This window comes from Corynebacterium sp. ES2715-CONJ3 (genome assembly GCF_024814365.1).
Classification (GTDB): Bacteria; Actinomycetota; Actinomycetes; order Mycobacteriales; family Mycobacteriaceae; genus Corynebacterium.
In genome coordinates, this window is the sequence record NZ_JANUXS010000002.1 from 99,311 (window position 1) to 113,630 (window position 14,320).

Genomic DNA, 14,320 nt, shown 5'->3' on the forward strand with positions numbered 1-14,320 from the left:
AGCGGTTTGTGGTGGCCAATATTGCGGGGCCGCCATCCGCGTGAGGTGCTGGAAGGACCCATCTTGGCAAGCCCCCGCCCACTCAACTCAACTATACCAGGGGCTCCCGAACGTAAATCGTTCGCGAAAATTAATGAACCTATTGAAGTCCCTGGTCTTCTTGATATCCAACTGGAATCGTTCTCTTGGCTGATCGGCGCGTCTGATTGGCGCGAACGACGTCAAGCTGAATTAGGCGAAGGGGTCCCAGTGACCTCTGGCCTGGAGGATATCCTCGCAGAGCTGAGCCCAATTCAAGATTACTCCGGCAATATGTCTCTCTCCCTCTCTTCACCACGCTTTGAAGAGATGAAGAATACTATTGACGAATCCAAAGATAAAGATATTAACTACTCGGCGCCGCTCTATGTCACCGCCGAGTTTATTAACAACGAAACCGGCGAGATTAAATCCCAGACCGTCTTCATCTGTGACTTCCCGATGATGACCGAAAAAGGTACCTTCATCGTCAACGGCACCGAGCGTGTCGTGGTCTCACAGTTGGTGCGTTCCCCTGGTGTTTATTTCGATCAAACCATCGATAAATCCACCGAGCGTTCGCTGCACTCAGTGAAGGTGATCCCTTCTCGCGGTGCATGGCTAGAATTCGATGTGGATAAGCGCGACACGGTCGGTGTGCGTATTGATCGCAAGCGTCGTCAGCCCGTCACCGTCCTTCTGAAGGCACTAGGCTGGACCACCGAGCAGATCCAAGAGCGCTTTGGCTTCTCTGAAGTGATGATGTCCACGCTGGAATCTGATGGTGTCTCCAATACTGATGAGGCATTGCTGGAGATTTACCGCAAGCAGCGCCCCGGTGAGCAGCCTACGCGTGATCTCGCGCAGTCGCTGCTTGATAATTCATTCTTCCGCGCCAAGCGCTATGACCTCGCAAAGGTGGGCCGCTATAAGGTTAACCGCAAGCTGGGCTTAGGCGGCGACAACGAGGGTTTGATGACCCTCACCGAGCAGGATATCGCGACCGCAATTGAGTACCTCGTGCGCCTGCATGCCGGTGAAACCTCGATGACCAGCCCCACGGGTGAGGTCATCCCGGTAGAAACCGATGATATTGACCATTTCGGTAACCGTCGCCTGCGTACCGTCGGTGAGCTCATCCAAAACCAGGTGCGTGTGGGTCTGTCCCGCATGGAGCGCGTGGTCCGTGAGCGCATGACCACCCAGGATGCGGAGTCAATCACCCCAACCTCCCTGATTAACGTGCGCCCGGTATCTGCCGCGATCCGCGAATTCTTCGGAACCTCGCAGCTCTCGCAGTTTATGGATCTGAATAACTCTCTCTCAGGGCTTACCCACAAGCGCCGTCTCTCGGCGCTGGGACCAGGTGGTCTTTCGCGTGAGCGCGCCGGCATTGAAGTCCGTGACGTCCACGCCTCTCACTATGGCCGTATGTGCCCCATCGAGACCCCCGAAGGCCCGAATATTGGTCTGATCGGCTCCTTGGCTTCCTACGCCCGCGTGAATGCCTTCGGCTTCATCGAGACTCCATATCGTAAGGTCGTTGACGGAGTTGTCACCGATCACGTGGATTATCTCACTGCGGATGAAGAAGATCGCTACGTGGTGGCTCAGGCTAATACCGAATATGACGAGAATGGTGTCATTACCGAAGAGCGCGTGACGGTTCGCCTGAAGAAGGGCGATATCCAGGTGGTATCCGGCAAGGATATTGACTATATGGACGTCTCCCCACGCCAGATGGTCTCAGTGGCTACCGCCATGATTCCATTCCTTGAGCACGACGATGCTAACCGTGCTCTGATGGGCGCGAATATGCAGCGCCAGGCTGTGCCACTCGTGCGCTCTGAGGCGCCGTATGTTGGTACCGGTATGGAGCTGCGCGCCGCCTATGATGCCGGCGATCTGGTGATCAATAAGGCCACCGGCTATGTGGAGAATATGAGCGCTGACTTCATCACCGTGATGTCAGATGATGGCACGCGCGAGACCTACCTGCTGCGCAAATTCGAGCGCACCAACCAGGGAACGTCCTATAACCAGAAGCCGCTCGTTGATATCGGAGACCGTGTAGAAAAGGGCCAGGTTCTCGCTGATGGTCCTGGTACCCATAACGGTGAGATGGCCTTGGGTCGGAACTTGCTGGTGGCATTTATGCCATGGGAAGGCCACAACTACGAGGACGCTATTATTCTCAACCAGCGCTTAGTGGAGGAGGATATTCTTACCTCTATCCATATCGAGGAGCACGAGATCGATGCTCGCGATACCAAGCTTGGGCCTGAGGAAATCACCCGCGAGATCCCGAATGTCTCCGAGGACGTGCTCAAGGATCTCGACGAGCGCGGCATTGTGCGCATCGGTGCCGATGTTCGCGACGGCGATATCTTAGTGGGTAAGGTCACCCCGAAGGGTGAGACCGAGCTGACTCCGGAAGAGCGCCTGTTGCGTGCCATCTTCGGCGAGAAGGCCCGTGAGGTTCGTGATACCTCCATGAAGGTGCCACACGGTGAGACCGGTAAGGTTATCGGCGTGCGTCGCTTCTCCCGCGAGGATGATGACGATCTCTCGCCAGGCGTCAACGAGATGATTCGCGTTTATGTTGCCCAAAAGCGCAAGATTCAAGACGGTGATAAGCTCGCCGGCCGCCACGGCAATAAGGGCGTGGTGGGTAAGATCCTGCCGCAGGAGGATATGCCTTTCCTCCCTGATGGAACCCCAGTGGATATTATCCTCAATACCCACGGTGTGCCGCGTCGTATGAATATTGGCCAGGTGCTCGAAGTTCACCTCGGCTGGCTGGCTGCTGCTGGTTGGTCGATTGATCCGGAGGTGTTGGAAAACGCCCAGCTTATGGAGAGCCTGCCGGAAGATCTCTACGATGTAGAGCCCGGTACGCTGACGGCAACACCAGTATTCGACGGTGCCACCAATGAGGAAATCGCTGGTCTGCTGCGCAATTCTCGCCCCAACCGCGACGGCGATGTCATGGTTAATGGCGAGGGCAAGGCCACCCTCTTTGATGGTCGTTCTGGTGAACCATTCCCGTACCCCGTGGCCGTGGGCTATATGTATATCCTCAAGCTCCACCACCTGGTGGACGAGAAGATCCACGCTCGCTCTACTGGTCCTTACTCCATGATTACGCAGCAGCCACTGGGCGGTAAGGCTCAGTTCGGTGGCCAGCGCTTTGGTGAGATGGAAGTGTGGGCGATGCAGGCCTATGGCGCCGCCTATACCCTGCAAGAGCTCTTGACCATCAAGTCTGATGACGTGGTGGGTCGTGTGAAGGTCTACGAAGCCATTGTGAAGGGCGAGAATATCCCAGATCCGGGTATCCCCGAATCCTTCAAGGTGCTGCTGAAAGAATTGCAGTCACTCTGCCTCAACGTTGAAGTCCTCTCCGCCGACGGCACTCCGATGGAACTGTCCGGCTCCGATGAGGATGACTTTGATCAGGCGGGTGCCTCGATGGGCATTAACCTCTCGCGCGATGAGCGTTCCGACGCCGATAGCGCCTAAGAATGCTAGGTCTGCCACCACTCAGGTGCACTCTCAAAGGGTGTTTATGTAGTGGTGGCGGGCGGACCGAATCACCACCACAAGAAAAAAACTTTTTAAGAAAGGGAGTTACGTGTACGACGTCAACTTCTTCGAGGAGCTCCGCATCGGCCTAGCCACCGCCGACGATATTCGTCGCTGGTCAAAAGGTGAGGTCAAGAAGCCCGAAACCATCAACTACCGTACCCTCAAGCCCGAGAAGGACGGCCTATTCTGCGAGCGCATCTTCGGCCCCACCAGGGACTGGGAATGTGCCTGCGGTAAATATAAGCGAGTGCGCTACAAGGGCATTATCTGTGAACGCTGCGGCGTTGAAGTGACCAAATCCAAGGTACGCCGTGAGCGCATGGGCCATATTGAGCTCGCTGCTCCCGTCACCCACATTTGGTATTTCAAGGGTGTGCCCTCCAGGTTGGGATACCTGCTAGATCTTGCACCTAAGGATCTCGAGCGCATTATCTACTTCGCCGCCAATATCATCACCAGCGTTGATGATGAGGCTCGCCATTCGGATCAGTCCACTCTGGAAGCTGAAATGCTGCTGGAGAAGAAAGACCGTGAGGCAGAAGCCGAGTCGGAGATCTCCGAGCGCGCCCAGAAGCTCGAGGAGGACCTCGCAGAACTAGAGGCCGCTGGCGCTAAGGCAGATGCGCGTCGGAAAGTGCAAAACGCGGCGGAAAAGGAAATGCAGCATATCCGCGAGCGAGCACAGCGCGATATCGATTTCCTGGACGAGATCTGGCAAACCTTTGTCAAGCTCGCCCCGAAGCAAATGATTATCGATGACAAGATCTACGAAGAGCTTGTTGATCGCTACGAGGATTATTTCACCGGCGGCATGGGTGCAGAGGCAATCCAAACCCTGATCCGCAATTTCGACCTCGATGCTGAGGCCGAGAAGCTGCGCGAAATTATCAATAATGGCAAGGGCCAAAAGAAGATGCGCGCGCTCAAGCGTTTGAAGGTCGTGGCGGCTTTCCAGCGCTCCGGCAATGATCCTGCGGGCATGGTGCTCGACTGCATTCCGGTGATCCCCCCAGAGTTGCGCCCCATGGTGCAGCTCGACGGTGGTCGCTTTGCCACCAGCGATCTCAATGATCTCTACCGCCGCGTGATCAACCGCAATAATCGCCTCAAGCGCATGATCGATCTGGGTGCGCCTGAGATCATCGTGAATAACGAGAAGCGTATGTTGCAAGAATCCGTGGATGCGCTCTTTGACAATGGTCGTCGCGGTCGCCCAGTGACTGGTCCTGGTACCCGTCCGCTGAAATCGCTTTCTGATCTGCTCAAGGGTAAGCAAGGTCGCTTCCGCCAGAACTTGCTGGGTAAGCGCGTGGATTACTCCGGTCGTTCCGTGATTATTGTTGGTCCGCAGTTGAAGCTGCACGAGTGCGGTCTGCCGAAGCTGATGGCTCTCGAGCTCTTCAAGCCTTTTGTGATGAAGCGCCTGGTGGAGCACGATTATGCGCAGAATATTAAATCAGCCAAGCGCATGGTGGAACGCCAGCGTCCAGAGGTGTGGGATGTGCTGGAAGAAGCCATTGCGCAGCACCCTGTGATGCTCAACCGCGCACCGACGCTGCACCGATTGGGTATTCAGGCTTTCGAGCCCAAGCTCATTGAGGGTAAAGCTATTCAGCTCCACCCCCTTGCCTGTGAAGCTTTTAACGCTGACTTCGACGGTGACCAGATGGCTGTGCACCTGCCGCTATCGGCAGAAGCACAGGCTGAAGCCCGCGTGCTCATGCTCGCCTCTAATAATATTTTGTCCCCAGCATCCGGTAAGCCTCTGGCTATGCCACGTCTGGATATGGTCACAGGTCTCTACTACCTCACCATGGACAAGACGGAGGAAGAATTCGGTGGCCAGGGCGCCTATAAGCCAGCAACCGCCGAAGGTCCGGCAACGGGCGTGTACTCGAGCGTGGCCGAGGCCATTATGGCCTATGACCGCAAGGAATTGGGTATGCAGGCCAAGATTAAGGTCCGCATCTCTCACCTGCGTCCGCCAGCAGATATTGAAGCAGAGCAGTTCGCCGACGGGTGGGAGAAGGGCCAAACCTGGCTCGCCGATACCACCTTGGGCCGTATCTACTTCAATGAGCTTTTGCCCTGGAACTATCCCTACCTTGAAGGTGTGATGGTTCGTAAGGGTGGCGGCACTGACAAGATCATGCTCGGTGATGTGATTAATGATCTCGCCGCTAAGTACCCCATGATCACCGTGGCTCAAACCATGGACAAGATGAAGGATGCTGGCTTCTACTGGGCTACCCGTTCCGGTGTCACCATCTCCATGGCTGACGTGCTCGTGCTCGACGATAAGGATGAGCGTCTCGATAAATACGAGGCCGAAGCCCATAAGATCGAGCGCAAGTACTGGGAGCAAGGTGCTCTGACGGAGCGCGAGCGCTATGACCGGTTGGTGGAGCTGTGGAAGAATGCCACCGATGAGATCGGTAAGGCTGTCGAGGATCTCTATCCTGATGACAACCCGATTCCAATGATCGTGAAGTCGGGTGCTGCTGGTAATATGCGTCAGATTTGGACGCTGGCCGGCATGAAGGGCATGGTTGTGAACTCGCGCGGTGAATATATCACCCGCCCGATTAAGACCTCCTTCCGTGAAGGCCTGTCCGTGCTGGAGTACTTCAACAACTCCCACGGTTCTCGTAAGGGTCTTGCCGATACCGCTTTGCGTACCGCTGACTCCGGCTACCTCACCCGTCGTCTGGTCGACGTTGCACAGGATGTTATTGTGCGCGAGGACGACTGCGAGACCCGCCTGGGTATCAAGGTTCCTGTTGCCGTGGCTCAAAAGGACGCCGAGGGCACCGTTATTGGTTATGGCGCCCATAGCTTGGTAGAGACCTCCGTCCTGGGCCGCGCGTTAGCAACTGCGGTGAAGAAGGACGATGAGGTTCTCGCTGAGGCTGGCGAGTACTTAAGCGATGCGCTGGTATCCAAGCTGGTGCTCGCTGGTGTCGAAGAGATTAAGGTACGCTCCGTGCTCACCTGCCAGACGGCAACAGGTGTATGCGCTAAGTGCTACGGCATCTCCATGGCATCTGGCAAGCAGGTGGATATCGGCGAGGCCGTTGGTATTGTGGCTGCCCAGTCCATTGGTGAGCCTGGTACCCAGCTGACCATGCGTACCTTCCACCAAGGTGGCGTCGGCGGCGATATTACCGGTGGTCTGCCTCGTGTACAGGAGCTCTTTGAGGCTCGTGTGCCAAAGAACCGGGCACCGATTGCCGCTGCTGCTGGCACCATTCATCTCGAGGATGAGGGTAATTTCTATACGCTTACCATCACTCCTGATGATGGCTCCGATGACATCGTCTACGAGAAGCTCTCGAAGCGTCAGGGTCTTGCTAATACCAAGGCTCCTATGAGCTCCAACCCAGGTGCATTCCTCGAGCGCACGCTTGTCGACGGCGACCACGTTGAGGTGGGCGACCGCCTGCTGCGCGGCCCCGCCGATCCGCACGATGTGCTCGAGATCCTCGGCCGCCGCGGAGTGGAACAGCACCTCGTCGACGAGGTCCAGGCCGTTTACCGCGCTCAGGGTGTGGCGATCCACGATAAGCATATCGAGATCATTATCCGCCAGATGCTGCGTCGCGGTACCGTCATTGAATCCGGTTCCACCGAATTCCTGCCAGGTACCTTGGTTGATTTGGCTGAGGCTAAGGCCGCAAATGCTGAGGCATTGGCCGTTGGTGGCCAACCAGCTGAGCTGCGCAGCGAGATCATGGGTATTACCAAGGCTTCCTTGGCTACCGAGTCGTGGTTATCGGCTGCGTCCTTCCAAGAGACCACCCGTGTGCTCACGGACGCCGCTATTAATAAGCGTTCCGATAAGCTCATCGGTCTCAAGGAGAACGTGATCATCGGTAAGCTGATCCCTGCTGGTACGGGTATTTCGCGCTACCGCAATATTGCGGTCAAGCCCACCGAGGCTGCCCGCAATGCGGCGTACTCGATTCCTACCTATGGTGATTCGATCTACGGCGACGACTCCTACGGTGATTTCACCGGAGCATCGGTGCCCCTCGATGAAGCCTTCGATATGTAGGTAATTTACCGCTAAAAAAGCACTGCTTTCTCTGTAAGGAGGGAGCAGTGCTTTTTTGCACTATAGGCTCAGGATTCTTAGTGAAGAACAAAAGGTGAGCCGTCGGCGGCGCGAGCATGCTGGATCACCAACTCGTGGCCATAACCCTCGACCTTTTCTGCGAGGGTACTAAGGTGGTGCTCGAGTGGGCTATCGGCGAAGATGGTGGTGCGTACCTGCATATCCACGCCGGCCTCGTCGAATAAGTGCATACTCTCCCAACACCGATTGCCAATATGGGCGGGGCGTTGGATGACATATTCCATATCATCTGGCAGCGCTTTAATATCTAATCCCACCCAATCTGGAGTGGTATCCGGGGATTGCAGAAGGCGCCTAATAGCGGCGGGGGAGTAGCCACAGGTATGCAGCCCCACGGCAAAACCCTCCTGGTGGGCTTTCGCGATGGCTGGACCCAGGCCTGAGGATAAGGTGGGCTCTCCGCCGGAAATCACGATACCGTCGAGTAAGGCGCGGCGAGTGGCTGCCTGGTCGAGGGCGGTATCGAAACTTAGTGCGCCATGTGTCAGCGGCTGCAGATTAGGGTTATGGCAGTAGACGCAGCGTAGTGGACACCCTTGGGTGAAAACGGTGAGCGTGATATTTCCGGGCCAATCGGTGGCGGAAAACGGGATAATTCCCGCCACCGGAAGGCTTTTAGACGAGGGCTTCGTTAAAGTACTGGCGCTCATGGAACTCGCCCTTCTTACCAATATTGAAGCTGGCCATGGGGCGGAAATAACCCATAACGCGCGTCCACATCTCAGTGTCCTTCTCACACTGCGGGCAGTGTGGGTGCTCGCCCGAGATATAGCCGTGATCCGGGCAGATACTAAAGGTTGGGGTGACCGTGATATAGGGGAGTCGGTAGTTCTCCAGTGCGCGCCTGACCATCTTGGCGCAGGCCTCGCCGTCGCTCATCGCGGCCCCCATATACAGGTGCAAAACTGTACCACCGGTATACCGCGTTTGGAGCTCATCTTGGTGCTCGAGGGCGATGAAGGGGTCAGGAGTATGTGCCACTGGTAGCTGCGAGGAATTGGTGTAATAAGGCTCCTCGGCGCTGCCGGCGTGGAGGATATCGGGATAGCGCTTGATATCTTCCTTGGCTAGTCGGTAGGTGGCACCCTCAGCAGGGGTGGCCTCGAGATTATAGAGGTGGCCAGTGTCTTCCTGGGCTTGGGTAAGCCGGCCGTTGATATGGTCTAAGATCTCGATGACGAACTGCTTGCCCTCAGAGTCGGTGATATCGAGGATATCGTCACTATAATTGCGCACCAGCTCATTGAGCCCGTTCACGCCAATGGTGGTGAAGTGATTATCCAAGCTGGGCAGCCAGCGCTTGGTATAGGGGTAAAGCCCAGCATCTAGCATCTTGGCGACAAATGCGCGACGCTTTTCCAGGGTGTCTACGCTGAGATCAATGAGGGCATCGAGGGCATCAAAGAGCTCGTGGCGCTGTCCTTTAAAGAGATATCCCAAGCGGGCGCAGTTGAGGGTAACCACGCCGATGGAGCCGGTGAGTTCGGCGGAACCGAAGAGACCGTTGCCGCGTTTGAGAAGCTCGCGCAGATCCAGTTGGAGGCGGCAGCACATGGAGCGAATATCGCCGGGGTTGAGATCGGAATTGATGAAATTTTGGAAATAGGGCAGCCCATACCGGGCCGTCATGGTGAATAATTCCTTGGTCAGCGGTGCTTCCCAGTCGAAATCTTCCGCAATATTATAGGTGGGTATGGGGAAGGTAAAAGGCCGCCCGTCAGCGTCGCCTTCGGTCATCACCGCAATAAAAGCACGGTTGATCATATCGCGCTCGGCGTCGAGATCACCATAGGTGAACTCACACGGCTCGCCGCCGATAAAGGGCACCTGATCCTTGAGGTCATGAGGGCAGGTGAGGTCGAAGGTGAGATTAGTAAATGGAGTTTGGGTGCCCCAGCGGGAGGGGACGTTGAGGTTGAAGATGAATTCCTGCATGAGCTGTTCAACCTGGTCATAGCTGAGGTTATCGCGGCGGATATACGGAGCCATATAGGTATCAAAAGATGAGAAGGCTTGGGCGCCAGCCCATTCATTTTGCAAGGTACCAAGGAAGTTCACCACTTGGCCGAGCGCTGCGGATAGGTGCTTAGGAGGGCGCGAAGCAATAGCACCGGTAACCCCACCAAAGCCCTCAGCTAGCAGGTTGCGCAGTGACCATCCGGCGCAGTAACCAGAGAGCATATCGAGGTCGTGGATATGAATGGCGCCTTCGCGGTGCGCGGTGGCAGCGGCGGGGGAGAAGATATCGTCGAGCCAATAATTGGCTACAGTTTTGCCGGCGGTATTGAGGATCATGCCGCCGAGGGAGTAGTCCTGGTTGGCGTTGGCGTTGACGCGCCAGTCGGTGCGGTTGAGGTATTCAGTGAGCATGGTTTCAGAATGTAGCCCACTGCCGACCCGCTACGCCACCATATATGGGAGCGTGTTGCTTTACAATACCCACATATTGTGGTTTGACCCCTTGGCTTTCGGGGTTTCACGAGGAGTGTGCCCCCTAGATATAGGATTAGTGGGATTAATTACATTTATGTAATTATCTTAATAATGGGCGAATCTCGCGCCCCCATCATCGTAAGCGGATTCTCCGTGGACCGTATCCGCGCCACTGTGTTCGGTCTCCGGGTCAAGGCGCAAACCAATGGTGTGCTTGATGCCCAAACCAATAATGAGTGTCCATACGCCTGCGTAAACCATGGCGAAAAGTGCCACAAGAATCTGAATAATCACCAGCTCAATGGAGCGATCGGCGCTTAAGAATCCCACGGCTATCGTGCCCCAGAGGCCAGCAACGAGGTGGACTGCGACAACATCGAGGGAATCGTCGATACGCAAACGGTATTTCATGCGGATCACGCTCGAGGACAGCACTCCCGCACTCAGACCCAAGAAGATTGAGGTCAGAGGGGTTAAGGCGCCTGCCGCGGGAGTAATGGCGACGAGTCCCGCAACAAGGCCCGATGTCATGCCTAAGGTGGTGGCATAACCGTCGCGGAAGCGCTCGATCGCAAGCCAGCCGAGGCCTCCAGCGGCTGCGGCCACGGTGGTATTAAGCCATGCGAGGGCGGCCAGTCCTGAGGCAGATAGCGCGGAGCCGGCATTAAATCCACACCACCCGAACCACAAAAGACCGGTACCTAACATGACCATGGGGAGGTTATGGGGGCGGTGAGTGAGCTTGGTGAAGCTGCGTCTCGGGCCAATGAGTAAGGCCAAGACGAGCGCTGCGGTGCCAGCGGAGATATGGACGACCGTGCCTCCAGCGAAGTCGATGGGCTGGATGATCGCCTCACCGTTGTGGGTGCCAAAAAGGAATGCGGAGAGACTGTGGGTGGAGTGGCTCAAAAATCCGTGACCCCAGACCATATGGGCGAGGGGATAGTAGACCGCTGTGATCCAGAGGGGGATGAAGGCAAGCCAGGCGGGAAAACGGGTGCGCTCGGCGATAGAGCCGGCGATAATTGCGCAGGCAATGACGGCGAAGGTGAGCTGGAAGATGACATCAAAAATGATGGGGTAGCCCTCGGCTGTGGGGGTATGAACGCTGCTGAGATAATCCACGGGGTGGAAGGGATTGGCCACAAGCCCGAGGATGGAGATTTCGCCGTAGGCCATGCTGAAGCCGTAGAGGACGTGAATGATGGGCACGATGGCAAGGGCTGCGAAGCACATCATCAGCATATTGAGGACCGCTTTGCCGCGGGACATGCCGCCGTAGAAGAGGGCGAGGGCGGGGGTCATAAGGAGGACGAGGGAGGAGGAGACCAAAAGCCATGCCCCTGTTGCTGTTGAATCCATAAGGGGTCCTTGATCAGCTAGTGGAGAAATTCTATAGGTCAATAGAATTTTATCTATAGAACTATAGAAAACTAGCGGGGATAAGTCAAAACCCACACAGGTATCAGCAGATCTGCAGGAGACGAAGATAACTCTCCCAATATTTGAGTGGCGTGGGTTAAATAGATAGATTGGACTATAGCGCGCCGGCCTGATAAGCAGGCATGAGCGGCGTAGCTGGAAGCTTTTTTCACTCGGATCGTTCGGCACGTACCTGCCGATGAAAGGACGCCACCCATGGCATCAGTAACCTTCGATAAGGCCACCCTGGTCTATCCAGGCGCGAAAGCGCCAACCGTTAATAAATTCGACCTCGAAATCGCCGACGGCGAATTCCTCGTCCTCGTCGGCCCCTCCGGTTGCGGTAAATCCACCACCCTGCGCATGCTTGCCGGCCTCGAAGATGTCACCGACGGCCGCATCCTCATTGGCGACCGCGACGTGACCACCGCCGCCCCCAAAGAGCGCGATATCGCCATGGTCTTCCAGAACTACGCCCTCTACCCACATATGACCGTGCGTGAAAATATGGGCTTCGCCCTCAAGATCGCGGGCATGGACAAAGCCGAAATTGATCAGCGCGTCAACGAAGCCGCCGCCACCCTCGACCTCACCGAATACCTCGACCGCAAGCCAAAGGCCCTCTCCGGTGGTCAGCGTCAGCGTGTGGCCATGGGACGCGCCATTGTGCGTAAGCCCCAGGTCTTCCTCATGGACGAGCCACTGTCGAACCTCGACGCCAAACTACGTGTGCAAACCCGTACCCAGATTGCCTCCCTGCAGCGCAAACTTGGTGTGACCACGCTATACGTCACCCACGACCAGACCGAGGCCCTCACCATGGGTGATCGCATTGCCGTTCTCAACGGCGGTTTCCTCCAGCAGGTCGGCAGCCCCCGCGAACTCTACGACACCCCAGCAAATGTCTTCGTCGCCGGCTTCATTGGATCCCCAGCGATGAATATTCTCGATTGCTCCCTCGAGGGCAACGTGGCCACCATCGGCAATGCACGTATCCCAATTACCGATATCACCCGCGCCGCCATCACCCCTGAGGACCAGGGTCGTATCACCATTGGCTTCCGCCCCGAGGCCCTCGAGCTTGTCGACGCCTCCGGCGACACCATCCCAGTCACCCTCGACTTCGTTGAGGAACTAGGATCCGATTCCTTCCTTTACGGTCATATCGAGGGCACCGACAATAAGCAGCTCGTTATCCGCGCAGCTCCTAATATCGCACCTCCACGCGGCACCACCATTCACGTGCGCGTGACCCCTGAGGGACAGCACAATTTCTCCGCGTCGACAGGCACTCGCCTGCCCGCGTAACCTAGACAGACCCTCACCTTTAGCCCGTACTCCCCACGCCTGGTGGGGGGTGCGGGCGCTATCACTGTTATACACAGGAAGAATCCGGATATGACCAGCCATATGCACATCGACGGCTCCGCCTACTCCGCGAGCCTCTTGCCCCTGCCCTGGAGCACCCCGCTCGAAGAATGGGGCGACGACGTTGTCGTGACCCTACCCCGCGGCATTTCCCGCCACGTGGTACGCTTCGTTCACCTCGGCGACGCCACTGGAACCGATTACGCCACCCAAGCCCTCTCAGGGGGTATCATCGCCGCCATTAAAGAAATCGGACGCCGCACCGCGCACCACGAATACGCCATGCTGCGCGAATTGCGCCGCGTCAAAGCGCCCGCAGTCACCCCCATCGCCGTCATCACAGGGCGACGTGATGAAAACGGCGAGAAACTCACCGCAGCCTTGGTCACAGAACACCTCCGCTTTTCTCTCCCGTACCGCGAAATCTTCTCCCAAACCCTCGAGCCCGCGGTGGCCGATAAGCTCATCCGCGCCCTCGCAATCCTTTTGGTACGCCTACACCTGTTGAATTTCTACTGGGGCGATGTGTCTTTGTCGAATACCCTATTTAGGCGCGATGCAGAGACCTTCTCCGCCTACCTGGTCGACGCCGAAACGGGAGAATTCCAGCCCAAACTGTCAACCAACCGCCGCCTGCATGATCTCGAGGTGGCCCGGGTGAATGTGATCGGCGAACTCATGGACCTCGCCTCAGGGGGTACGCTCGACGAGCAAATCGACCCCATCGCCTTGGGTAATTCCATCGAAACCTATTACCTCGATCTCTGGTCCCAACTCACCGAGGAAATCGAAGTACCCGCCAGCGAGTACTGGCGCGTAAAAGAACGTGTAGAAAAACTCGCCGAAATGGGCTTCGATATCGAAGAATTTCAAATCTCCGGGTCGAGTGGCACGATCACAGCACGGCCGAAAAGCGTGGACGCCGGCCACCACTCCAACCAACTCATCAGCCTTTTGGGTCTTGAGGTTGAAGAGCAGCAGGCTCGCCGATTGCTCTCTGAGATTCGTCGTTACGCGCCCGGGCAACCCATCGAACAAGCGGCGCGCTCATGGTACAGCGAAGAATATTTGCCCACCATTCACGCTATGCCCCCTGAGCTCACCGATAAGCTCGAGCCGGCACAGATTTTCCATGAAATCCTCGATCACCGCTACTTCTTAAGCCAGGAACAAGCGCGCTTTATCCCCATGGACGAGGCCGCTCACTCCTACTACGACAAGGTGCTACCAGGCCACCGTGATGAGAAGATGCTGATCGATTTACCGCAGAAAGCCAGTATGGATATCACTCACCTCGACTCCGATAGCTAGCCACGAAGCAAATTGTTATAGTGATCCAGGAACAATACAAGGAGA

Annotated in this window: 7 protein-coding genes; 4 read left to right on the plus strand and 3 right to left on the minus strand. The window is 56.5% G+C overall.

What is annotated here, in order from left to right:
• Window positions 1–45: 45 nt before the first annotated feature.
• Window positions 46–3,540 carry a DNA-directed RNA polymerase subunit beta gene (locus tag NXT00_RS02730; RefSeq protein WP_259158171.1) on the plus strand — a complete coding sequence of 1,165 codons (3,495 nt, stop codon included), beginning with the start codon at window positions 46–48 and terminating at the stop codon, window positions 3,538–3,540.
• A 112-nt stretch (window positions 3,541–3,652) separates the two neighbouring features.
• A complete protein-coding gene (locus NXT00_RS02735; protein ID WP_259157973.1) occupies window positions 3,653–7,660 on the plus strand; it encodes a DNA-directed RNA polymerase subunit beta' in 4,008 nt (1,335 codons plus the stop codon).
• A 77-nt stretch (window positions 7,661–7,737) separates the two neighbouring features.
• Here NXT00_RS02735 and NXT00_RS02740 read toward each other — a convergent pair whose 3' ends face one another.
• The 3 genes from NXT00_RS02740 to NXT00_RS02750 all read right to left on the minus strand — a co-directional run bounded on the left by NXT00_RS02740 (window position 7,738) and on the right by NXT00_RS02750 (window position 11,536).
• Entirely contained in the window at window positions 7,738–8,391 is a 654-nt protein-coding gene (locus tag NXT00_RS02740; protein WP_259157974.1) for an anaerobic ribonucleoside-triphosphate reductase activating protein, read from the minus strand.
• Window positions 8,357–10,111, minus strand: a complete 1,755-nt coding sequence (locus NXT00_RS02745; protein WP_259077497.1) for a ribonucleoside triphosphate reductase — start codon at window positions 10,109–10,111, stop codon at window positions 8,357–8,359. The genes NXT00_RS02740 and NXT00_RS02745 overlap by 35 nt, the downstream gene beginning before the upstream one ends.
• Before the next feature lie 168 nt (window positions 10,112–10,279).
• Entirely contained in the window at window positions 10,280–11,536 is a 1,257-nt protein-coding gene (locus NXT00_RS02750) for an ammonium transporter (RefSeq protein WP_259157975.1), read from the minus strand.
• Between the two features lie 276 nt (window positions 11,537–11,812).
• Between NXT00_RS02750 and NXT00_RS02755 the strand changes: the two genes are divergently transcribed.
• Both NXT00_RS02755 and NXT00_RS02760 read left to right on the plus strand, forming a co-directional pair.
• Entirely contained in the window at window positions 11,813–12,904 is a 1,092-nt protein-coding gene (locus tag NXT00_RS02755) for an ABC transporter ATP-binding protein (RefSeq protein ID WP_259077484.1), read from the plus strand.
• Between the two features lie 90 nt (window positions 12,905–12,994).
• The gene (locus tag NXT00_RS02760) at window positions 12,995–14,275 is read left to right on the plus strand and encodes a DUF4032 domain-containing protein (protein WP_259077483.1); all 1,281 of its coding nucleotides are present in this window, start codon (window positions 12,995–12,997) and stop codon (window positions 14,273–14,275) included.
• Window positions 14,276–14,320: the final 45 nt, after the last annotated feature.

Excerpts from the sequence above, each read along its gene's own strand:
- NXT00_RS02760 (WP_259077483.1), top strand. The coding sequence starts at position 12,995 with ATGACCAGCCATATGCACATCGACGGCTCCGCCTACTCCGCGAGCCTC.
- NXT00_RS02755 (WP_259077484.1), top strand. The coding sequence starts at position 11,813 with ATGGCATCAGTAACCTTCGATAAGGCCACCCTGGTCTATCCAGGCGCG.
- NXT00_RS02750 (WP_259157975.1), bottom strand. The coding sequence starts at position 11,536 with ATGGATTCAACAGCAACAGGGGCATGGCTTTTGGTCTCCTCCTCCCTC.
- NXT00_RS02740 (WP_259157974.1), bottom strand. The coding sequence starts at position 8,391 with ATGAGCGCCAGTACTTTAACGAAGCCCTCGTCTAAAAGCCTTCCGGTG.
- NXT00_RS02745 (WP_259077497.1), bottom strand. The coding sequence starts at position 10,111 with ATGCTCACTGAATACCTCAACCGCACCGACTGGCGCGTCAACGCCAAC.